The organism is Enterobacter cloacae (assembly GCF_013375935.1).
In the GTDB taxonomy this organism is placed as follows: domain Bacteria; phylum Pseudomonadota; class Gammaproteobacteria; order Enterobacterales; family Enterobacteriaceae; genus Enterobacter; species Enterobacter pasteurii.
In genome coordinates, this window is sequence record NZ_CP056117.1 from 3,164,262 (window position 1) to 3,187,240 (window position 22,979).

Sequence of the window (22,979 nt, forward strand, 5' to 3'; positions counted from 1 at the left end):
AGCGGACAAACGCTTTCAGGATATTCCTGAAATTGCTGTTAAGACTGTATTTCAGGTTTTATAGCGTTAACATAATAGGAGTTTGTTTATATCTACAGGTTCTTATTGACGACGTTGAAGGCTGTATCGTCCCGCATCGGTTTTCTGTTATTACTCCCCCTTCTTTCGGCCGGAGCCGTTCACGGTGCGCCGAAATCCTTCGTGCAGCAGGCGCAAAATCCCTTTGATAACAACGGCGATAGCCTGCCGGACCTGGGCATGGCCCAGCCCACCAGCGAGGGCGAAAAGCACCTTGCCGAAATGGCGAAAGCCTTCGGTGAGGCGAGTATGAACGATAACGGCCTTACCGCCGGGCAGCAGGCGCGGCAGTTCGCGTTTGGTCAGGTGCGCGATGCGGTGAGCGGAGAAGTCAACGAGCAGATTGAATCCTGGCTTTCTCCCTGGGGTAACGCCAGCGTTAACGTGCTGGTGGATGATGAGGGTAACTTCAACGGCAGCAGCGGAAGCTGGTTTATCCCCTGGAACGATAACAACCGCTACCTGAGCTGGAGCCAGCTTGGGCTGACGCAGCAGGCCGACGGGCTGGTGAGCAACGCGGGGATCGGCCAGCGCTGGGTTGCCGGAAAGTGGCTGCTGGGCTACAACACCTTTTACGACAACCTGCTTGATGACAACCTGCAACGTGCCGGGCTGGGGGCAGAGGCGTGGGGCGAAAACCTGCGCCTGTCGGCCAACTACTACCAGCCGTTTGCGGGATGGCAGCCGCGCTCCGATATTCGGGAGCAGCGCATGGCGCGCGGGTACGACGTGACGGCGAAAGCCTGGCTGCCCTGGTTTCACCACCTGAACACCAGCGTCAGCTTTGAGCAGTATTTTGGCGATAACGTGGATCTGTTCAACAGCGGCACGGGGTATCACAACCCGGTGGCGGTCAATCTGGGGCTGAACTATACCCCCGTTCCGCTGGTCACCCTGACGGCTGCCCACAAGCAGGGGGAGAGCGGCGTAAGCCAGAATAACCTCGGGCTAAAGCTCAACTACCGTTTTGGCGTGCCGCTGGCGAAGCAGCTTTCCGCCGGGGAAGTGGCGGCGACGCGCTCGCTTCGCGGGAGCCGCTATGATTCACCCGAGCGCGATAATCTGCCCGTGATGGAGTTCCGCCAGCGCAAAACGCTGTCGGTTTATCTGGCCACGCCGCCGTGGGATCTGAAGCCGGGCGAAACCGTGATGCTGAAGCTGCAAATTCGCAGCACGCACGGTGTTCGTCAGATCCACTGGCTGGGTGATACCCAGGCGCTCAGCCTGACCTCACCGGAAAACAGCAACAGCAGCGACGACTGGAGCGTGATCATGCCTGCCTGGAACGACGCGGAAGGGGTGAAAAACGAATGGCGGCTCTCGGCCGTTGTGGAAGATAAGAATGGGCAGCGTGTCTCCTCCAATGAGATCACGCTTTCCGTGGTGCAACCGCTCGTCGCAGTGCCTGACGACGATCCACGGTGGAAGTTGCTGCCGGACGAGTAAGTTAAAAAATGCGTTCCTGATGCACCCAGACGGCGGCCTCAACGCGGGATTTTAACTTCATTTTCTTCAGCATGTGTTTAACGTGTACCTTGACCGTGCTTTCGGTGATGTCCAGACGGCGGGCGATCATCTTGTTCGGCAGGCCCTGGGCAATCAGCTTCAGAATGTCGCGCTCGCGCGGGGTCAGCTGGCTGACGTCGCGGTCGGACGTGGCGCGGTTCGCGCGCAGGCTGGCGGCCAGCACTGGCGTTAACGCTTCACTCAGTACCATCTCGCCTGCGGCAGCCTGCTGCAGCGCCTTGAGCAGATCTTCCGGCTCCATATCCTTCAGCAGATAGCCGTCTGCACCCCGCTTGAGCGCGGTGACCACGTCTTCCTCATGGTTAGATACGCTAAAGACCACCACCCGGCCGGAGAGAGATTTCTCCCGCAGCTTGTCGAGGGTTTCCAGGCCGTTCATGCCCGGCATGTTGAGATCGAGCAGGATCAAATCAGGATCGAGCGATTCGGCAAGTTCAATGCCCTGTTCGCCGTTGCTGGCCTCACCGACGACGGTGATGTCGGGCGCCATGCTGACAAGCTGCTTAACGCCAGTTCGCAGCATCGGATGATCGTCAATCAACAGGATGGATGCCGGTTCCTGATTAGTCATGGTTTTCTCCTTGAGCAGTTATGAGGGGCTTTTCGGGTATAAAGGTGACCACGACTTCGGTGCCACCTGACTCTCCCCGGCGAACCTGGCAATCACCGCGCAGGCTTTGCGCGCGGTCTCGCATGATAATTAAACCATAGTGGTTCGTTCGTTCGGCATTTTCCGGCACGCCGCGGCCGTTATCCAGGATCCTGAGCTTCACCTGGTTATCCTGGCAGCTCACGGTCACCGTGACGGCCGTCGCATCGGCATGCTTAAGCACGTTGCTCAGGGCTTCACGGGCAATTTGCAGTAAATGAATCGCCTGATGGGAGGGGACAAATCGCGGCGGCAGCTGGTAATCCAGCTTCACCGGGAAGCCCAGCCGGGCGCTGAATTCCTGACAGCTCGACTCCAGCGCGGGGCGCAGCCCCGGCTCGGTGAGCTGCAGGCGGAAGGTGGTCAGCAGTTCGCGAAGCTGGATCCACGAGGTGTTAAGCTCGTTGCGGATCTGGCTGAGCAGCTGTTTGCTGCTCTCCGGCATACCTTCATCCTGCATTTGCAGGCAGCTCACCTGCATCTTCATGCAGGAGAGGGACTGGGCGATGGAGTCGTGCAGCTCGCGGGCGATGGTGGCTCGCTCCTCCATGACGATCAGCTGCTGCTGTTTCTCCTGATGGCGATCGAGCGCCAGCGTAGCCGTGAGCTGTTCAACCAGCGTATCCACCAGCTGCTGCTGGTCGTGGCTCAGGTGACGCCCGGCTGGCAGGGTAGCCAGCAAAATACCGTACTGGGTATGGCTGTCCATCAGCCGCCACTTCAGCGTTGTGCCGCTGGTGGTGAGCGGAGGTAGCCCGCGCGGGCACAGATGACACCCTTTATCGTCGCAGGACATGTCCGACTGACAGGTAAATTCCTGATGATTTTCTTCATCTTCAACGTCGTAAACCCGCAGCTCCAGGTCGTGGAGCAGGGTCAGGTTTTGCAGGCCGTTCAGTACCGGCGAGAGACGTTCACAAAGCGGTACCTGCATATGCAGGCGACGGTTCGCCTGCCACAGGAAAGAGAGGATCTCGTTTTTCTGCTCAAGCCCCGCGGTCTTCTCCTGAACGCGTTTCTCCAGCACCGCGTAACTTTCCGACAGCTCTGCCGACATGGTATTCAGCGCCTCGCCGAGCATCGCCATTTCGTTGCGTCCGATGATGTGCGTGCGCTGGGTAAAATCGCGCTGCGTAACGGCGCGAGCCATCGCCAGCAGCTGCTTCCAGGGGTTCAGCAAGCGCGCGCGCAGCCAGATCACCGTGAAAATCAGCAGCAGGCCCATAAACAGCGCCATCGCGCGGTGAACCATCACCACGCGGTCAATGCGTAGCTCCGTGGTGCGATCGAATGAGCTGACAAGGCGATCGATGCGCGATACGAACCCGGCGACATCCTGAGCGACGGTATCGCGGCTTTCCGCCCGCTTTAACCCCGGCGCCAGCTGGGTGTGCCAGTAGCCCTGAAGCGCCTTAAGCTGCGATTCCTGACCGTCACGAATGGCGGCTTTTTCCAGCTCAGGGCTGAACGCGGTACGCTCCATTTCATCAATAAGCGGCTTATCGGCCTGGGTCAGCGGGACCGACGCCAGCAGCCGGTAACTCTGCATACGCAGGGAGCCTGCCTCATTAATGGCATGCGCGTTACCCTGTACGCCCTGCACCAGCCAGCCAGAAATAGCCATGCCGGTCACACCGATGGCGGTGGACAGCAAAACAATAAGCGCCAGTTGGTTAACCAGCGTCAGCGGAGATAAACATCTTTTTAACATAGAGTTGCCGGGCTCCTGACGTGACATGATTGCAGGAATGGCGCTATTCTGGTGCATACCCTGGAGTATACCCATACCAATAAAGGATTACCTCTAAATTGCCGCAGGGGTAACGGTTAGGGGGTGGGCGCAGCAGGAACGGGTCAGAACCGTGAAAAACCACACCTTTTTTACGTTTTGCGTCTACTCACTAAGGGGGATGACTTTTTTTTCGCCGCAAAACGTCCCACTTTTCCTTTGATTTATATCAACTTACCGCCGCCCTAAAGCCCTAATGTTTGCAGCATCATTCGAGAATCAGAGGTGTCTATGAGTCACTCATCCGCTCCCGAAAGGGAAAATGGTGCCGTTATTACTGACTGGCGTCCAGAGGATCCGGCGTTCTGGCAACAGCGCGGCCATCGTGTAGCAAGTCGTAATCTGTGGATTTCCGTTCCATGCCTGCTGTTAGCGTTTTGCGTCTGGATGCTGTTCAGCGCGGTTGCGGTTAATCTGCCAAAGGTGGGCTTTACCTTTACCACCGATCAGCTCTTTATGCTGACCGCGCTGCCGTCACTTTCGGGCGCGCTGCTGCGCGTGCCTTACGCGTTTATGGTGCCGGTCTTCGGCGGCCGTCGCTGGACGGCCTTCAGCACCGGCATCATGATCGTCCCGTGCGTGTGGCTCGGTTTTGCGGTGCAGGATACCTCCACGCCGTTTAGCGTGTTCGTGATTATCTCCCTGCTGTGCGGTTTTGCGGGTGCGAACTTTGCGTCCAGCATGGCAAACATCAGCTTCTTCTTCCCGAAAGCGAAGCAGGGCGGGGCGCTCGGCATTAACGGCGGTCTGGGTAACATGGGCGTGAGCGTGATGCAGCTGCTTGCTCCGCTGGCAATCTCTGTTTCTATCTTTGCTGCCTTCGGCGGCGGCGTGACGCAGCCTGACGGTTCGATGCTGTTCCTGCAAAACGCCGCCTGGATCTGGGTGCCGTTCCTGGTGGTCTTTACGCTGGCGGCGTGGTTCTTTATGAACGATCTGTCTGCGTCAAAAGCTTCCCTGAGCGAGCAGCTGCCGGTGCTGAAGCGTGGCCACCTGTGGGTGATGGCGCTGCTGTATCTGGCAACCTTCGGCTCGTTCATCGGCTTCTCCGCGGGCTTTGCGATGCTGTCTAAAACCCAGTTCCCGGACGTGCAGATCCTGCAGTTCGCCTTCTTCGGTCCATTTATTGGCGCCCTGGCGCGCTCGCTGGGCGGCATGATTTCTGACCGCCTTGGCGGTGCCCGCGTCACGCTGGTGAACTTTGTGGTGATGGCTATCTTCTGTGCGCTGCTGTTCCTGACGCTGCCGGCGGATGGTCAGGGGGGTAACTTCTTTGCCTTCTTCGGCGTCTTTATGGTGCTGTTCCTGACGGCCGGGCTGGGCAGCGCGTCTACGTTCCAGATGATCTCAGTTATCTTCCGAAAGCTGACCATGGATCGCGTGAAGGCGCAGGGCGGGAGCGACGAGCAGGCGATGCGTGAAGCCGCTACCGACACCGCGGCGGCGCTTGGCTTTATCTCTGCTATCGGCGCCATCGGTGGCTTCTTTATTCCAAAAGCGTTCGGCATCTCGCTGGATCTGACCGGCTCCCCGGCGGGAGCAATGAAGGTCTTCCTCGTCTTCTATATCGCCTGCGTGGCTATCACGTGGCTGGTATACGGCCGTAATACCAAGAAAAACAAGTAAACTTGATTATCCGTTTGCGCGGCCTGTGTGCCGCGCTTTTTTTATGGCACAAATAGTTACAACATACTGATGACTTCGCCAGGGGTATCGCGCGGGTAACGCTGTGATGGCCATCGCTTTTCAGGGGAGCCTACCCCTTAATACCTAAGATGTTAAATTTTTCCCTGCTTTTTGTACGATAAATAAAAAATATCTATATATTTCAAAGTGATAATAAATTTAAAAACCTACCGCTTTGGTGGTATTTCATCTAATACCCCCTGTGAGAGTCCCCCTTCGCCTTGATCGTTATCAATTCTCACCATCTTTCATAGCGTTACCTTCGCTGCAAATCAGCAATGTCGATTTAGAGAGCCACAGGCTCCACACAGGAGATACCCGATGAGCAAATTTTTGGACCGGTTTCGCTACTTCAAACAGAAGGGTGAAACTTTTGCCGATGGGCACGGCCAGGTTCTGGATACCAACCGGGACTGGGAAGACGGTTACCGTCAACGCTGGCAGCATGACAAAGTTGTCCGCTCTACCCATGGCGTAAACTGCACTGGCTCATGTAGCTGGAAGATTTTCGTTAAAAACGGTCTGGTGACCTGGGAAATGCAGCAGACCGACTATCCGCGCACCCGCCCGGATATGCCGAACCACGAACCGCGCGGCTGCCCGCGTGGCGCCAGCTACTCCTGGTATCTCTACAGCGCCAACCGTCTGAAATACCCGCTGATGCGTAAACGCCTGATGAAAATGTGGCGTGAAGCGAAGGTTCAGCACAGCGATCCGGTTGATGCGTGGGCATCCATCATCGAAGACGCCGACAAAGCGAAAAGCTTCAAGCAGGCTCGCGGTCGCGGCGGCTTCGTTCGTTCCTCCTGGAAAGAGGTGAACGAGCTGATTGCGGCTTCCAACGTCTACACCGTGAAAACCTACGGTCCCGACCGCGTAGCAGGCTTCTCGCCGATCCCGGCGATGTCGATGGTCTCCTACGCCTCCGGTGCGCGCTATCTTTCGCTTATCGGCGGTACCTGCCTGAGCTTCTACGACTGGTACTGCGACCTGCCGCCTGCGTCTCCACAGACCTGGGGCGAGCAGACCGACGTGCCGGAATCTGCCGACTGGTACAACTCAAGCTACATCATCGCCTGGGGCTCTAACGTTCCGCAGACCCGTACCCCGGACGCGCACTTCTTTACCGAAGTGCGTTACAAAGGGACGAAAACCGTTGCGGTGACCCCGGACTACGCGGAGATCGCGAAGCTGTGCGACCTGTGGCTGGCACCGAAGCAGGGTACCGATGCGGCAATGGCGCTGGCGATGGGCCACGTTATGCTGCGCGAATTCCACCTCGATAAGCCAAGCCAGTACTTCACCGACTACGTGCGTCGCTACACCGATATGCCGATGCTGGTCATGCTCGAAGAGCGTGACGGCTATTACGCGGCGGGCCGTATGCTGCGCGCGGCGGATCTGGTGGACGCCCTGGGCCAGGAAAACAACCCGGAGTGGAAAACTGTCGCCTGCAACAGCAACGGCGAGCTGGTGGCGCCAAACGGCTCTATCGGCTTCCGCTGGGGCGAGAAGGGCAAATGGAACCTGGAGCAGCGTAACGGCACTACCGGCGAAGAGACTGAACTGCGCCTCAGCATGCTGGGCAGCCAGGATGAGATCGCCGATGTTGGCTTCCCGTACTTTGGCGGCGAAGGCTCCGAGCACTTCAACAAGGTTGAGCTGCAAAACGTCCTGATGCACAAGCTGCCGGTTAAGCGCCTGCAGCTGGCCGACGGTTCTACCGCGCTGGTCACCACCGTCTATGACCTGACCATGGCCAACTACGGCCTGGAACGCGGTCTGAACGACGAAAACTGCGCGACCGGCTATGACGACGTGAAGGCTTACACCCCTGCCTGGGCAGAGCAGATCACCGGCGTGCCGCGCGCGCAGATCGTTCGCATCGCCCGCGAGTTTGCGGAAAACGCCGATAAGACCCACGGCCGTTCAATGATCATCGTCGGGGCCGGTCTGAACCACTGGTATCACCTCGATATGAACTATCGCGGTCTGATCAATATGCTGATCTTCTGCGGCTGTGTCGGTCAGAGCGGCGGCGGCTGGGCACACTACGTGGGCCAGGAAAAGCTGCGTCCGCAGACCGGCTGGCAGCCGCTGGCGTTTGCCCTTGACTGGCAGCGTCCGGCACGCCACATGAACAGCACCTCCTACTTCTATAACCACTCCAGCCAGTGGCGCTACGAGACGGTTACCGCCCAGGAGCTGCTGTCGCCGATGGCGGATAAATCCCGCTACAGCGGCCACCTGATTGACTTCAACGTCCGCGCTGAACGCATGGGCTGGCTGCCGTCCGCGCCTCAGCTGGGGACTAACCCGCTGCGCATTGCAGAAGAGGCGAAGAAGGCGGGGATGTCGCCGGTGGATTACACCGTTAAGTCACTGAAAGAAGGCTCAATTCGTTTTGCGGCTGAACAGCCGGAAAACGGTAAAAACCATCCGCGTAACCTGTTCATCTGGCGTTCTAACCTGCTGGGCTCTTCCGGTAAGGGCCATGAGTACATGCTGAAATACCTGCTTGGTACCGAAAACGGTATCCAGGGTAAAGATCTCGGCAAGCAGGGCGGCGTGAAGCCGGAAGAGGTGGAGTGGAAAGACAACGGTCTCGACGGCAAGCTGGATCTGGTGGTGACCCTCGACTTCCGTCTGTCCAGCACCTGCCTGTACTCCGACATCGTGCTGCCAACCGCGACCTGGTACGAAAAAGACGACATGAATACCTCGGATATGCATCCGTTTATTCATCCGCTGTCTGCGGCCGTTGACCCGGCGTGGGAATCAAAAAGCGACTGGGATATCTACAAGGACATCGCGAAGAAGTTCTCCGAAGTCTGCGTGGGGCACCTGGGCAAAGAGACCGACGTGGTCACGCTGCCAATCCAGCACGACTCCGCTGCCGAACTGGCGCAGCCGCTGGACGTGAAGGACTGGAAAAAAGGCGAATGCGACCTGATTCCGGGCGTAACCGCGCCGCACATTATTCCGGTAGAACGTGACTACCCGGCGACCTACGAGCGCTTTACCTCTATCGGCCCGCTGATGGAGAAAATCGGTAACGGCGGGAAAGGGATCGCCTGGAACACCCAGAGCGAAATGGATCTGCTGCGCAAGCTCAATTACACCAAAGCGGACGGTCCGGCCAAAGGCCAGCCGATGCTGAATACGGCGATTGATGCGGCAGAAATGATCCTGACCCTGGCACCGGAAACCAACGGCCAGGTTGCCGTGAAGGCGTGGGAAGCGCTGAGTGAATTCACCGGCCGCGACCACACGCATCTGGCGCTGAACAAAGAAGACGAAAAAATCCGCTTCCGCGATATTCAGGCGCAGCCGCGCAAAATCATCTCCAGCCCGACCTGGTCTGGCCTGGAAGATGAGCACGTGTCCTATAACGCCGGCTACACCAACGTTCACGAGCTGATCCCATGGCGCACCCTGACCGGCCGTCAGTCGCTGTATCAGGATCACCAGTGGATGCGCGACTTCGGTGAAAGCCTGCTGGTTTACCGTCCGCCTATCGACACCCGCTCCGTGAAGGCCGTGATGGGGGCGAAATCCAACGGTAACCCTGAGAAGGCGCTGAACTTCCTGACGCCGCACCAGAAGTGGGGTATCCACTCAACCTACAGCGACAACCTGCTGATGCTGACGCTGTCGCGCGGGGGCCCAATCGTCTGGATGAGCGAGACGGACGCCAAGGATCTGGGTATTGAAGATAACGACTGGATCGAAGTGTTCAACAGCAACGGTGCCCTGACGGCACGTGCAGTGGTGAGCCAGCGCGTACCGGCCGGGATGACCATGATGTACCACGCGCAGGAACGTATCGTGAACCTGCCGGGTTCAGAGATCACCGAGCAGCGCGGCGGTATTCACAACTCCGTGACGCGTATTACGCCTAAGCCAACCCACATGATCGGTGGCTACGCGCAGCTGGCCTACGGCTTTAACTACTACGGCACCGTAGGATCGAACCGCGATGAGTTCGTGGTGGTACGTAAGATGAAGAATATTAACTGGTTAGACGGTGAAGGTAATGACCAGGTACAGGAGAGCGTAAAATGAAAATTCGTTCACAAGTCGGCATGGTGCTGAATCTGGATAAATGCATCGGCTGTCATACCTGCTCGGTCACCTGTAAAAACGTCTGGACCAGCCGTGAAGGTATGGAGTACGCCTGGTTCAACAACGTGGAAAGCAAGCCGGGCACCGGCTTCCCGACCGACTGGGAAAACCAGGAGAAGTGGAAGGGCGGCTGGATCCGTAAAATCAACGGCAAGCTTCAGCCACGCATGGGTAACCGTGCGATGCTGCTGGGTAAAATCTTCGCCAACCCGCATCTGCCGGGCATCGACGATTACTATGAGCCGTTTGATTACGACTATCAGAACCTGCACAACGCGCCGGAGAGCAAGCACCAGCCGATCGCCCGTCCTCGCTCGCTGATCACCGGCCAGCGCATGGACAAAATTACCAGCGGTCCAAACTGGGAAGAGATTCTGGGCGGCGAGTTCGAAAAACGCGCCAAAGACCAGAACTTCGAGAACATGCAGAAGGCGATGTACGGCCAGTTCGAAAACACCTTCATGATGTATCTGCCGCGCCTGTGCGAGCACTGCCTGAACCCGGCGTGCGTGGCGACCTGCCCGAGCGGTGCCATCTACAAGCGTGAAGAAGACGGTATCGTGCTGATCGACCAGGACAAGTGCCGCGGCTGGCGTATGTGCATCACCGGCTGCCCGTACAAAAAAATCTACTTCAACTGGAAGAGCGGTAAGTCTGAGAAGTGCATCTTCTGCTACCCGCGTATCGAAGCCGGTATGCCGACCGTCTGCTCTGAGAGCTGCGTAGGCCGAATTCGCTACCTCGGCGTGCTGCTGTATGACGCGGACGCGATTGAAAATGCCGCGAGCACCGAGAACGAGAAAGATCTGTATCAGCGTCAGCTGGACGTCTTCCTCGATCCGAACGATCCGAAGGTTATCGAACAGGCGCTGAAAGACGGCATTCCGCAGAGCGTGATCGACGCCGCGCAGCAGTCTCCGGTGTACAAAATGGCGATGGACTGGAAGCTGGCCCTGCCGCTGCACCCGGAATACCGCACGCTGCCGATGGTCTGGTACGTGCCGCCTCTGTCTCCGATTCAGTCTGCGGCTGATGCGGGTGAACTGGGCAGCAACGGCATTCTGCCGGACGTGGAAAGCCTGCGTATCCCGGTTCAGTACCTGGCAAACCTGCTGACCGCAGGGGATACCCAGCCGGTGCTGCTGGCGCTGAAGCGCATGCTGGCGATGCGCCACTTCAAACGTGCGGAAACCGTTGACGGCGTCAACGATACCCGCGCGCTCGAAGAGGTCGGCCTGACCGAAGCGCAGGCGCAGGAAATGTACCGTTACCTGGCGATTGCCAACTACGAAGACCGTTTCGTGGTGCCGAGCAGCCATCGTGAGCTGGCGCGTGAAGCCTTCCCGGAAAAAAGCGGATGTGGCTTTACCTTTGGCGACGGTTGCCACGGGTCAGACAGCAAGTTCAACCTGTTTAACAGCCGCCGCATCGACGCCCTTGATGTGACCAGCAAAACGGAGCCGCACCAATGATTGAACTCGTCATTGTTTCGCGTCTGCTCGAGTACCCTGATGCTGCGCTTGCGCAGCATCAGCAGGAACTCTTTGATGCACTCGCGTCATCTGAAAACCTGGATAAAGAGGATGCCCAGCGCCTTGGCGTTTTCCTCCGCGACCTGTTAGCGCGCGATCTTCTCGATGCGCAGGCGGACTACAGCCAGCTGTTTGACCGTGGGCGTGCGACGTCGCTGCTGCTGTTTGAACACGTTCACGGTGAATCCCGCGACCGTGGTCAGGCAATGGTGGATCTGATGGCCCAGTACGAGCAGCACGGCCTGCAGCTCGACAGCCGCGAATTGCCGGATCATCTGCCGCTGTACCTGGAGTATCTGGCGCAGCTGCCGAAAGAGGAGGCGCTGGGTGGCCTGCAGGACATCGCGCCGATTCTGGCGTTGCTCGGCGCGCGCCTGCAGCAGCGTGAGAGCCGCTATGCGGTCCTGTTCGATCTGCTGGTGAAGCTGGCTAACGCCTCGGTCGACGGTGAAAAAGTGGCGGAAAAAATCGCGGATGAAGCCCGCGACGATACCCCGCAAGCGCTGGATGCGGTCTGGGAAGAGGAGCAGGTGAAATTCTTCGCGGACCAGAACTGCGGGGAATCTGAAATCTCAGCCCACCAGCGTCGTTTTGCCGGAGCGGTTGCTCCGCAATATCTGAATATCTCTAACGGAGGACGGCACTAATGCACTTCCTGAATATGTTCTTCTTTGACATTTACCCGTATATCGCGGGCACCGTATTCCTGGTGGGAAGCTGGCTGCGTTATGACTACGGCCAGTACACCTGGCGTGCTGCCTCCAGCTAGATGCTGGATCGCAAAGGGATGAACCTGGCGTCTAACCTGTTCCATATCGGGATTCTGGGGATTTTCGCAGGGCACTTCCTGGGGATGCTGACGCCGCACTGGATGTACGAAGCGTGGCTGCCGATTGAAGTGAAGCAGAAGATGGCGATGATCGCCGGCGGTGCCTGCGGCGTGTTGACCCTTGTGGGTGGCCTGCTGCTGCTGAAGCGCCGTCTGTTCAGCCCGCGCGTGCGTGCTACCACCACGGGAGCGGACATCCTGATCCTCTCCCTGCTGATGGTGCAGTGTGCGCTGGGTCTGCTGACCATACCGTTCTCCGCGCAGCATATGGACGGCAGTGAAATGATGAAGCTGGTGGGATGGGCGCAGTCAGTGGTGACCTTCCACGGCGGTGCATCTGAGCATCTCGACGGCGTGGCGTTTATCTTCCGCGTTCACCTGGTGCTGGGTATGACCCTGTTTGTGCTGTTCCCGTTCTCTCGTCTGGTCCACATCTGGAGCGCGCCGGTGGAGTACATGACGCGCAAGTACCAGATTGTGCGCGCACGTCGCTGATTCACTTTTCTGATACAAGCCCCGCCCTGGCGGGGCTTTTTTTTGTTCCGGCCTGGCCTTTCAGGGCGCTTATCGCTGAGTGATGCAGGTCTGGCACGACTCATCCTTCCCCGCAATGGAAGAAAATAAGGCATTGTGCTTTAGGGTAGTATTGGAATCTTTGGAAGTGATGGTGGTGGGGGAAGGATTACCCGGCGCGTTGCGCCTCGCCCTTCGGGTCGTTGCGTGCGGCAAAGCTTTCTCGCTACGCTCGAATCGAACCTTAGTCGAAGCTTCTCATCCTTCCCCGCAATGGAAGAACATAAGGCATTGTGCTTTAGGGTAGTATTGGGATATTTGGAAGTGATGGTGGTGGGGGAAGGATTCGAACCTTCGAAGTCGATGACGGCAGATTTACAGTCTGCTCCCTTTGGCCGCTCGGGAACCCCACCAGGGGTAATTCATATTTTGAGGTACAGCTTGAAGATGGTGGTGGGGGAAGGATTCGAACCTTCGAAGTCGATGACGGCAGATTTACAGTCTGCTCCCTTTGGCCGCTCGGGAACCCCACCACGGGGTAATGCTTTTTACTGGCCTGCTTCCTGTTGGAAGCGGGGCGCATCATATCAAATGAGGCGCCCCTGTAAAGTATTCCTTTAGGGAAATGAAGTTGTTTGCCTGCTTTTTATCCGTAAAGGCGGAAAGCTAATCAATTCATTTTCCGAAGGATTAAAGAATAATCGTTCTGTTACCGTACACGAAGACGCGCTGGGCAAGCACCTGATACAGCGCACGGCTCAGGACGTTCTTCTCGACGTCGCGCCCTGCGCGCATCATATCTTCCGCCGTGTAGGTGTGGTCCACGTGAATGACGTCCTGCATGATGATTGGGCCTTCGTCCAGATTATCGTTCACGTAGTGGGCGGTCGCACCGATGATCTTCACCCCGCGCTCGTACGCCTGGTGATACGGGCGTGCACCAATAAAGGCTGGCAGGAATGAATGGTGAATGTTGATGATCTTGTTCGGGAAGCGTGCCACGAAGGACGGCGTCAGTACGCGCATGTATTTTGCCAGCACGACGTAGTCCGGGTTATGCGCCTCAATGGCCTGAGCCATCAGGTTGTCGTGTTCTTCACGGGTATGGCCTTCATGGCTCACCAGCTCGAACGGAATGTCAAAACGTTCAACCAGGGTACGCAGCGTCTCGTGGTTGCCAATAACGGCGGCGATTTCAACGTCCAGTCCGCCATAGTTGGCCTTCATCAGCAAATCGCCCAGGCAGTGCGCCTCTTTGGTGACCAGAATCACAATGCGGCGACGGCCGGCCGGATTCAGCTCGCGTACCGAGCCTTCCGGCAGGGCGCTATCCAGATCGGCAAGCAGGGTGATGTCGTTGAAAATGCCTTCCAGCTCGGTGCGCATAAAGAAGCGACCGGTACGGTGGTCAACGAACTCGTTGTTCTGCACGATATTCAGTTCATGTTTGTAACAAATGTTAGTAATTCGTGCGATAAGCCCTTTTTGATCGGGACAAATAGTGCGCAGAACTTTACGTTGTAATGATTGCATCGCCGGGAAATCCTGTTTAAGTATTTGCGAAGTCTGAGTTGTCAGGCATTGCTGCCGCAACACTTTTTAAATTTTTTACCTGAACCGCAGGGGCAGGGATCGTTACGACCGAATTGCGGGCGTGTACCGTCAATATAATACCATTGCCCGCTTTCCTTTAAGAACCGGGAACGTTCAATGATGGCTCCCGGTTTGTTTTGCTCGCTGAAGCGGGCGACAAAGCTGACATAGCCTTCGTTATCATCACGGCCGGGAGCGGCGTCAAAGACGGTGAGGCCAAGCCAGGTCGTGTTGGCGAACCCGGCTTCAATCTCCTGGCGGAAATCGGCCGCCTGGCAGGACGGGTGCCAGGTGTTAATCAGGTAGTCTGCGTTTTTGATCACAAAAGCAGCATACCGCGAGCGCATAAGGTGTGACGGGTCTGGTGCAACCTGCTCGCCAGAAAGATATCGCTGGCAACATAGGCTATACTCCAGAGCGCTACCACAGGGGCAGAGTTGAGACACGATTCTCTTCCTGGAACAAAAAATAAGGCGTTAAACGCTTAAGGTAGCACCATGTTAACTGAGCAGTTGCGTTGACGCTATGTCGGGAATCCAGGGGAAGTAAAACAGGGCTAATGAGAAAGGTAAAAATTGGACTGGCGTTGGGCTCAGGTGCCGCCCGGGGTTGGTCACATATTGGCGTTATCAACGCCTTAAACCAGATGGGGATTGACGTTGATATCGTTGCAGGTTGTTCTATCGGGTCGCTCGTCGGGTCCGCTTACGCCTGCGGCAAGCTCCCGGAGCTCGAAAGCTGGGTGCGCTCTTTTCGCTACTGGGATGTGCTGCGCCTGATGGATCTCTCCTGGCAGCGCGGCGGGCTGCTGCGCGGGGAACGCGTGTTCAACCAGTTCCGCAAGATTATGCCGCACGCTGACTTCAGCTACTGCCATATGCCATTTGGTGCCGTTGCCACCAACCTCAGTACGGGCCGGGAAATATGGCTCACCGAAGGGGATATTCACCGTGCCGTACGCGCCTCCTGTAGCATACCGGGCTTAATGGCCCCCGTGCCGCACAACGGCTACTGGCTCGTTGATGGCGGGGTAGTGAATCCCGTGCCCATCTCGCTGACGCGTGCTATGGGGGCAGATATCGTCATCGCCGTAGATTTACAGCACGACGCCCATCTTATGCAGCAGGATCTGATGTCGGTTAATCTTCAGAGCGATGAGGCAGAAACAGAGAAACTGGCGTGGCATGCGCGTCTGCGCGGCAGAATAGGGCGTCTGGCCTCCCGTCGTGCGGTAGCCGCGCCTAACGCCGTCGAAATCATGACGACCTCCATTCAAATCCTTGAGAATCGCCTGAAGCGAAACCGTATGGCGGGCGATCCTCCGGATATTCTTATTCAACCCTATTGCCCACAAATCTCAACCTTAGATTTCCACCGGGCTGAAGCCGCCATTGCAGCGGGCTCGTTAGCCGTCGAAAAGAAAATAGATGAACTGTTGCCTTTTGTGCGTACAGCACGTTAAGCACTTTTTTGATTACTTCAGCAAAATCTGACAGGCGATAGTACCAATAGCATGCCACTATTGAGTAACTGTCAGCCAGGGGAGGAACCATGACACAGCCATTGGCCGGAAAACACATTTTGATAGTTGAAGGCGAGCCCGTTTTCCGATCGCTACTGGATTCGTGGTTATCCTCACTGGGTGCAACCACGTCCCTTGCCGAAGATGGCGTCGAGGCGCTGGAAAAAATGGCCAGCATTACGCCTGACCTGATGATCTGTGATATCGAGATGCCTCGCATGAACGGCCTGATGCTGGTGGAGAACCTGCGTAACGAAGGGGATCAGACCCCCATTCTGGTTATCTCCGCCACCGAGAATATGTCGGATATCGCCAAAGCGCTGCGTCTGGGGGTGCAGGATATCCTGCTCAAGCCCGTCAAGGATTTAAACCGTCTGCGTGAAACGGTGCTCGCGTGCCTGTACCCTAATATGTTTAATTCACGGGTTGAGGAAGAAGAACGTTTATTCCAGGACTGGGATGCGTTAGTCAGTAATCCCCTTGCGGCCGCAAAGTTGCTTCAGGAGCTTCAGCCGCCCGTGCAGCAAAATATTTCTCATTGCCGGGTAAATTATCGCCAGCTGGTAGCGGCTGACCAGCCGGGACTGGTGCTGGATATTGCTCCGTTATCAGATTCCGATCTCGCCTTTTATTGTCTGGACGTCACTCGGGCAGGAGATAACGGCGTTTTGGCTGCCTTATTGCTGCGCGCGCTGTTTAATGGTTTGTTACAGGAACAATTATCCCATCAGGGGCAACGGCTTCCTGAGCTAGGCAGTTTACTCAAACAGGTTAACCAGCTTTTCCGCCAGGTGAATTTACCGGGTCAGTTCCCGCTTCTGGTTGGCTATTATCACAGCGGGTTGAATAACCTTATTCTGGTATCGGCAGGGTTAAATGCCACGCTGAATACCGGAGAACATCATATTCAGGTGAGTAATGGCGTACCGTTGGGGACGCTGGGAAATACTTACCTTAATCAAATTAGTCATCGCTGCACCTCCTGGCAGTGTCAAATTTGGGGTGCGGGTGGACGGTTACGCTTAATGTTGTCCACGGAGTAAGCAATCGGTTTTTATTTTTCAGATTGCTTTACCTGTGTTTTTGCCGGCGGTGCTACTATCGCTGCAAGTTTCATGCGTATTTGTCTTAATTGATCGGCAACGCGTCCTTTTCAGACCCGTATTAGTGGCTGAGACTGTATACTCAACGCGTTATTCAATGCATAAAAGTTCAAAACTTGAACAATTCAGGAGAATTTCAATGGCTGCCCTAAATTCGAAAGTCAGAAAGGCCGTTATCCCGGTGGCGGGATTGGGTACCAGGATGTTGCCAGCGACGAAGGCAATCCCAAAAGAGATGCTGCCTCTGGTTGATAAGCCATTAATCCAGTATGTCGTGAATGAGTGTATTGCTGCAGGTATCACCGAAATTGTTCTGGTGACGCATTCATCTAAAAACTCTATCGAAAACCACTTCGATACCAGTTTCGAACTTGAAGCGATGCTGGAAAAACGCGTTAAGCGTCAGCTGCTGGAAGAAGTTCAGTCTATTTGCCCTCCACACGTGACCATTATGCAGGTTCGCCAGGGCCTGGCGAAAGGTCTGGGCCATGCGGTACTGTGCGCGCATCCGGTAGTGGGTGATGAGCCCGTTGCGGTAATCCTGCCAGACGTCATTCTGGACGAATACGAATCCGATCTTTCCCAGGAAAACCTGGCAGAGATGATCAAACGCTTCGACGAAACCGGCAGCGGCCAGATCATGGTTGAGCCAGTCGACGACGTTACCGCTTACGGCGTGGTTGACTGCAAGGGCGTAAACCTGCAACCGGGCGAAAGCGTGCCGATGGTTGGCGTTGTAGAAAAACCTAAGGCTGACGTTGCGCCGTCTAACCTCGCTGTCGTAGGCCGCTATGTGCTCAGCGCAGAGATTTGGGCGCTGCTGGCGAAAACCCCTCCGGGTGCTGGTGATGAAATCCAGCTGACGGATGCCATTGATATGCTGATCGAGAAAGAGACCGTAGAAGCCTACCATATGAAAGGTAAGAGCCATGACTGCGGGAATAAACTCGGTTATATGCAGGCGTTCGTTGAATATGGCATTCGCCACAACAGCCTGGGTGAAGAATTTAAAGCCTGGCTCAAAGGTAGCGTGGGTATTAAGTAATAATCCTCCAGCCTGCTAAACAAGACCGGTGCGGCGATGCTCACCGGTTTTTTTATGCCTGCCGTGCGGTATTTGTCACCGTGATTGTCAAGGACGTTAAATAGTGCGCATCGCAATATGACAGAGTGTAAGGAGATGTACGGGAAATATGGCAGGCATAAAAAATCCCGCTCAGGGCGGGATTTTCAGAATCTTTCCAGATTAATCCTTGATAAGGAAGTCATCCAGTTGTTTGCCTTGCTCGTCCATTGCTTTCTTGATAACAGCAGGAGTACGACCCTGGCCGGTCCAGGTTTTCTCTTCGCCGTTCTCATCAATGTAGCTATATTTAGCAGGGCGTGCAGCGCGTTTTGCTTTGGTGCCCGTTTTCGCTGCTGCCATGCTGTTCAGCAATTCATTTGGATCGATACCGTCAGCAATCAGCATTTCGCGATACTGTTGCAGTTTACGCGTACGTTCTTCGATTTCAGCAGCGGCTGCGCTTTCTTCTTCACGACGTTCGTTAACTACAACTTCTAATTTTTCCAGCATTTCTTCAAGCGTCTCAAGGGTACATTCTCTTGCCTGCGCACGAAGAGTACGGATGTTGTTCAGAATTTTAAGTGCTTCGCTCATTGTAGTAATCTCAAACTTATAATGGGGGTGGGTTTGTTGTCCTAATAATAGAGCGTTAATTTGACTTGTGCAATAGGCCGGAATGTAAGGAATTCAAAAAATACAAAATAAACGACGCTATTATTAATTACGCTATCTTAAATTTCATTGCTTGTCTGACCTGTCAGATATCGATGCAAACGGCAAAAACTCGTCATTTGCATGTTTGTTTTGTGACTTTTCCCGCAGGAATTATAGTTGCGGTTGATAAATATCAGCCTTTTGTATTACTCCGGGAAAGCGCAGCCAGAACGAAAATAGTTAATAAATAGTGAATTTTAAAGCACGAACAATCCAGTATAAAAAGAAGTGTTATCACTTACGTTGCGCTTGTCATATTGTCATTGCTATATGCCTTTACTGCCTGTTTTAACGCATTATTTTACGCAGAATGCTGAGGGATTAACCGCTGCTCAAAGGCCCCGAACGTGCGGTCTGGCGCAGATGCAGGTACGAAATATGGTACAATGAATCATCGGGAATATTACACATTGATTAGGATTTTTCGGCCAATGGCACAACTTTATTTCTACTATTCGGCAATGAACGCAGGGAAATCGACGGCGTTACTGCAATCCTCATACAATTATCAGGAACGTGGCATGCGTACCGTTGTGTACACCGCTGAAATCGACGATCGCTTCGGTGCCGGGAAAGTGAGTTCACGAATAGGGCTATCGTCGCCTGCAAGGCTGTTTAACCCTGCAACGGATCTGCTTGAGGATATTCGTACCGAGCATGCCGCTAAGCCTGTACACTGCGTGCTGGTCGATGAAAGCCAGTTTTTGACCCGAGAGCAGGTCCATGCGCTTTCAGACGTTGTGGATGAACTGGATATTCCCGTGCTGTGCTACGGATTACGTACCGATTTTCGTGGAGAGTTATTTGCCGGAAGTCAGTATCTGCTCGCCTGGTCAGATAAGCTGGTTGAGCTGAAAACGATTTGTTTCTGCGGTCGTAAGGCCAGCATGGTGCTTCGCCTTGACCAGTCGGGCAAACCCTACGCTGATGGCGAGCAGGTGGTGATAGGGGGCAATGAGCGCTATGTCTCGGTGTGCCGCAAGCATTATAAAGAGGCGCTGGTCGTAGGCTCGCTGACGGCACTACAGGGCGACAGCCGGAAATAACAGAGCTGCTGTTATTCAGATATAAAAAAACCCGCCGCTGGCGGGTTTTTTGTCACGCTGTCAATTACGCGTTTTTCTTCGCTTTCTTGTCAGCTTTTACTAATGGAAGTTCCACTTTCACAGCAGCAACATCGCTTTCAGTGAATTCACGGCCGTAGTAGGTATCCAGCAGGATCTGTTTCAGCTCGGAAATCAGCGGGTAGCGTGGGTTAGCACCGGTACACTGGTCATCGAACGCATCTTCAGACAGCTTGTCTACGTGTGCGAGGAAGTCAGCTTCCTGAACACCTGCTTCACGGATAGACTTAGGAATACCCAGCTCCGCCTTCAGGCTTTCCAGCCACGCCAGCAGCTTCTCAATCTTCGCAGCAGTACGGTCGCCCGGTGCGCTCAGACCCAGGTGGTCAGCGATTTCAGCGTAACGACGACGAGCCTGTGGGCGGTCGTACTGGCTGAATGCAGTCTGTTTGGTTGGGTTGTCGTTGGCGTTATAACGGATAACGTTGCTGATCAACAGGGCGTTCGCCAGACCGTGTGGAATGTGGAACTGTGAACCCAGTTTGTGAGCCATAGAGTGGCAAACACCGAGGAAGGCGTTAGCAAACGCGATACCCGCGATGGTTGCTGCACTGTGTACACGCTCACGTGCTACAGGGTTTTTCGATCCTTCGTTATAGGATGCCGGCAGGTTTTCTTTCAGCAGCTTCAGCGCCTGCAGAGCCTGACCGTCAGAGAACTCAGAGGCCAGTACGGAAACGTAAGCTTCCAGAGCGTGAGTCACAGCATCCAGACCACCGAACGCACACAGTGATTTTGGCATTTCCATAACCAGGTTGGCATCGACGATAGCCATATCTGGCGTCAGCGCGTAGTCAGCCAGCGGATATTTCTGACCCGTTGCGTCATCAGTCACAACCGCAAACGGCGTTACTTCTGAACCGGTACCGGAAGTGGTGGTGACGGCAATCATTTTCGCTTTCACGCCCATTTTCGGGAACTTGTAGATACGTTTACGGATATCCATAAAGCGCAGCGCCAGTTCTTCGAAGTGCGTTTCAGGATGCTCGTACATGACCCACATAATTTTCGCGGCGTCCATTGGGGAACCGCCACCCAGTGCGATGATCACATCTGGTTTGAAGGAGTTTGCCAGTTCGGCACCTTTACGTACAACGCTCAGGGTTGGGTCAGCTTCAACTTCAAAGAAGACTTCAGTTTCGACGCCAGCCGCTTTCAGAACAGAGGTGATCTGGTCTGCATAGCCATTGTTGAACAGGAAACGGTCGGTCACGATGAGCGCACGTTTGTGGCCATCAGTAATCACTTCATCCAGCGCGATTGGCAGGGAGCCACGGCGGAAGTAGATAGATTTCGGAAGTTTGTGCCACAACATGTTTTCAGCTCGCTTAGCAACGGTTTTCTTGTTGATCAGGTGTTTTGGACCAACGTTTTCAGAGATGGAGTTACCACCCCAGGAACCACAACCCAGAGTCAGGGAAGGTGCGAGTTTGAAGTTGTACAGGTCACCGATACCACCCTGAGAAGCAGGGGTGTTGATCAGAATACGCGCCGTTTTCATCTTCTGACCGAAGTGAGCAACGCGTTCTGGCTGGTTATCCTGGTCGGTGTACAGGCAGGAGGTGTGACCGATACCGCCCATAGCGACCAGTTTCTCGGCTTTTTCTACCGCATCATCGAAATCTTTGGCACGGTACATTGCCAGCGTTGGGGACAGTTTTTCGTGAGCAAACGGCTCGCTTTCATCTACAACCTTAACTTCACCGATCAGAATCTTGGTGGTAGCAGGAACGGTAAAGCCAGCGAGTTCAGCGATTTTATAAGCTGGCTGACCAACGATGGCGGCGTTCAGCGCACCATTTTTCAGAATTACGTCCTGAACGGCTTTCAGCTCTTTACCCTGCAGCAGGTAGCCGCCGTGGCTGGCGAAACGTTCACGAACGGCGTCGTACACAGAATCAACGACGACGACAGACTGTTCAGACGCACAGATAACGCCGTTATCGAAGGTTTTGGACATCAGAACAGAGGCAACAGCACGCTTAATATCAGCCGTTTCGTCGATAACAACAGGTGTGTTGCCCGCGCCTACGCCGATTGCCGGTTTACCGGAGCTGTATGCTGCTTTAACCATACCAGGACCACCGGTCGCCAGAATCAGATTAATGTCTGGGTGATGCATAAGGGCGTTGGACAGCTCAACGGAAGGTTGGTCGATCCAGCCGATTAAATCTTTTGGTGCGCCCGCAGCAATGGCAGCCTGCAGGACGATGTCTGCTGCTTTGTTGGTGGCGTCTTTCGCACGTGGATGCGGGGAGAAGATAATTGCGTTACGGGTCTTCAGGCTGATCAGAGATTTGAAGATTGCGGTAGAGGTTGGGTTAGTGGTTGGAACGATACCGCAAATGATGCCGATCGGTTCTGCAATAGTGATGGTGCCGAAAGTATCGTCTTCTGACAGCACGCCGCAGGTTTTCTCATCTTTATAGGCGTTGTAGATATACTCTGAAGCAAAGTGGTTTTTGATCACTTTATCTTCAACGATACCCATACCGGATTCGGCAACGGCCATTTTAGCGAGAGGGATTCGAGCATCTGCAGCAGCCAGAGCGGCCGCGCGGAAGATTTTATCAACCTGTTCTTGGGTGAAATTGGCATATTCACGCTGGGCTTTTTTTACGCGCTCGACGAGGGCGTTCAGTTCAGCGATATTGGTAACAGCCATAATGCTCTCCTGATAATGTTTAAACTCTTTTAGTAAACCAGCGCTCGATACGTCAGACAGTATAGTCAGAGCCGATTCCACTTGCGTAACACACAGTAAAACAAAGGATTACTCTCTGCTCCAGCTCACTAATTTACTAAAAGAGCCTTACCTTAGCATCATACCTTTTTGATAGGTGATCTCCCTGGCGGCGTAATCAAGATTACTCACTTCTGAGTACGAAAATTATGATCTGGGTCAATTTTCCACTAAGCTGATACCTTTCAGCAGGGTTAATTTGTGCTAATTATTCCACTGTTAAATAATTAAGTAACTATTGGAAGTGCCGCTATCATTGATTATACAAACGTTTAACATCATGAATTGATAACGTTTAGGCACAGATTTCTGGTGAAGTATGCGGCTAAAAAGCGTATCTTCAGCGCGGATTTATCATGACACGCTATCTCTTCCAGGCCATGCTC

At 54.8% G+C, this 22,979-nt stretch carries 15 protein-coding genes, 2 tRNA genes, 1 other RNA gene and 1 pseudogene; 10 read left to right on the top strand and 9 right to left on the bottom strand.

Annotated elements, in window-relative coordinates; genetic code table 11:
• The first annotated feature begins 105 nt into the window (after nt 1-105).
• Nucleotides 106-1,524, top strand: a complete 1,419-nt coding sequence (locus HWQ14_RS14835; RefSeq protein ID WP_176610132.1) for a YchO/YchP family invasin — start codon at nt 106-108, stop codon at nt 1,522-1,524.
• A 1-nt stretch (nt 1,525) separates the two neighbouring features.
• On the opposite strand, the gene narL is transcribed toward HWQ14_RS14835, so the two are convergent.
• Together narL and narX are read right to left on the bottom strand one after the other, a co-directional pair.
• Entirely contained in the window at nt 1,526-2,176 is a 651-nt protein-coding gene (gene narL, locus HWQ14_RS14840; RefSeq protein WP_003856701.1) for a two-component system response regulator NarL, read from the bottom strand.
• Nucleotides 2,169-3,965: a nitrate/nitrite two-component system sensor histidine kinase NarX gene (gene narX, locus HWQ14_RS14845; protein ID WP_176610133.1), complete on the bottom strand. Its 1,797-nt coding sequence runs from the start codon at nt 3,963-3,965 to the stop codon at nt 2,169-2,171. The genes narL and narX overlap by 8 nt, the downstream gene beginning before the upstream one ends.
• Nucleotides 3,966-4,274: 309 nt before the next feature.
• Between narX and HWQ14_RS14850 the strand changes: the two genes are divergently transcribed.
• From HWQ14_RS14850 to narI, 5 genes and pseudogenes are all read left to right on the top strand, one after another.
• Nucleotides 4,275-5,669 carry a NarK family nitrate/nitrite MFS transporter gene (locus HWQ14_RS14850; protein WP_176610134.1) on the top strand — a complete coding sequence of 465 codons (1,395 nt, stop codon included), beginning with the start codon at nt 4,275-4,277 and terminating at the stop codon, nt 5,667-5,669.
• 381 nt (nt 5,670-6,050) lie between these two features.
• On the top strand, nt 6,051-9,794 hold the full coding sequence (locus tag HWQ14_RS14855; protein WP_176610135.1) for a nitrate reductase subunit alpha: 3,744 nt from the start codon (nt 6,051-6,053) through the stop codon (nt 9,792-9,794).
• A complete protein-coding gene (gene narH / locus HWQ14_RS14860) occupies nt 9,791-11,326 on the top strand; it encodes a nitrate reductase subunit beta (RefSeq protein ID WP_148419624.1) in 1,536 nt (511 codons plus the stop codon). The genes HWQ14_RS14855 and narH overlap by 4 nt, the downstream gene beginning before the upstream one ends.
• The gene (gene narJ / locus HWQ14_RS14865; RefSeq protein ID WP_148419625.1) at nt 11,323-12,033 is read left to right on the top strand and encodes a nitrate reductase molybdenum cofactor assembly chaperone; all 711 of its coding nucleotides are present in this window, start codon (nt 11,323-11,325) and stop codon (nt 12,031-12,033) included. Before narH ends, narJ begins: the two co-directional genes overlap by 4 nt.
• Nucleotides 12,033-12,710 (top strand): annotated as a pseudogene (gene narI, locus HWQ14_RS14870) (respiratory nitrate reductase subunit gamma). Before narJ ends, narI begins: the two are co-directional and overlap by 1 nt.
• 170 nt (nt 12,711-12,880) lie before the next feature.
• Here the strand turns inward: narI and HWQ14_RS14875 are convergent.
• The 5 genes from HWQ14_RS14875 to HWQ14_RS14895 form a co-directional block, all read right to left on the bottom strand.
• Nucleotides 12,881-13,011: non-coding RNA, RtT sRNA (locus HWQ14_RS14875), on the bottom strand.
• A gap of 45 nt (nt 13,012-13,056) precedes the next feature.
• A tRNA-Tyr gene (locus HWQ14_RS14880) sits at nt 13,057-13,141 on the bottom strand.
• A 35-nt stretch (nt 13,142-13,176) separates the two neighbouring features.
• Nucleotides 13,177-13,261 (bottom strand) — tRNA-Tyr (locus HWQ14_RS14885).
• A gap of 157 nt (nt 13,262-13,418) precedes the next feature.
• On the bottom strand, nt 13,419-14,261 hold the full coding sequence (gene purU / locus HWQ14_RS14890) for a formyltetrahydrofolate deformylase (RefSeq protein ID WP_176610136.1): 843 nt from the start codon (nt 14,259-14,261) through the stop codon (nt 13,419-13,421).
• Between the two features lie 41 nt (nt 14,262-14,302).
• The gene (locus tag HWQ14_RS14895) at nt 14,303-14,767 is read right to left on the bottom strand and encodes a YchJ family protein (RefSeq protein ID WP_148419627.1); all 465 of its coding nucleotides are present in this window, start codon (nt 14,765-14,767) and stop codon (nt 14,303-14,305) included.
• A gap of 113 nt (nt 14,768-14,880) precedes the next feature.
• Between HWQ14_RS14895 and rssA the strand changes: the two genes are divergently transcribed.
• The 3 genes from rssA to galU all read left to right on the top strand — a co-directional run bounded on the left by rssA (nt 14,881) and on the right by galU (nt 17,991).
• Nucleotides 14,881-15,783 carry a patatin-like phospholipase RssA gene (gene rssA, locus HWQ14_RS14900; protein ID WP_176610137.1) on the top strand — a complete coding sequence of 301 codons (903 nt, stop codon included), beginning with the start codon at nt 14,881-14,883 and terminating at the stop codon, nt 15,781-15,783.
• A gap of 89 nt (nt 15,784-15,872) precedes the next feature.
• Complete coding sequence (gene rssB, locus HWQ14_RS14905) at nt 15,873-16,886, top strand: two-component system response regulator RssB (RefSeq protein ID WP_176610138.1); 1,014 nt, start codon at nt 15,873-15,875, stop codon at nt 16,884-16,886.
• A 199-nt stretch (nt 16,887-17,085) separates the two neighbouring features.
• Nucleotides 17,086-17,991: a UTP--glucose-1-phosphate uridylyltransferase GalU gene (gene galU, locus HWQ14_RS14910; RefSeq protein WP_176610139.1), complete on the top strand. Its 906-nt coding sequence runs from the start codon at nt 17,086-17,088 to the stop codon at nt 17,989-17,991.
• 201 nt (nt 17,992-18,192) lie between these two features.
• Here galU and hns read toward each other — a convergent pair whose 3' ends face one another.
• A complete protein-coding gene (gene hns / locus HWQ14_RS14915; RefSeq protein ID WP_003856724.1) occupies nt 18,193-18,606 on the bottom strand; it encodes a histone-like nucleoid-structuring protein H-NS in 414 nt (137 codons plus the stop codon).
• Nucleotides 18,607-19,157: 551 nt separating this feature from the next.
• Between hns and tdk the strand changes: the two genes are divergently transcribed.
• A complete protein-coding gene (tdk, locus tag HWQ14_RS14920; protein ID WP_176610140.1) occupies nt 19,158-19,772 on the top strand; it encodes a thymidine kinase in 615 nt (204 codons plus the stop codon).
• 64 nt (nt 19,773-19,836) lie between these two features.
• On the opposite strand, the gene adhE is transcribed toward tdk, so the two are convergent.
• Nucleotides 19,837-22,515: a bifunctional acetaldehyde-CoA/alcohol dehydrogenase gene (adhE, locus tag HWQ14_RS14925; RefSeq protein ID WP_148419632.1), complete on the bottom strand. Its 2,679-nt coding sequence runs from the start codon at nt 22,513-22,515 to the stop codon at nt 19,837-19,839.
• Between the last annotated feature and the right edge of the window lie 464 nt (nt 22,516-22,979).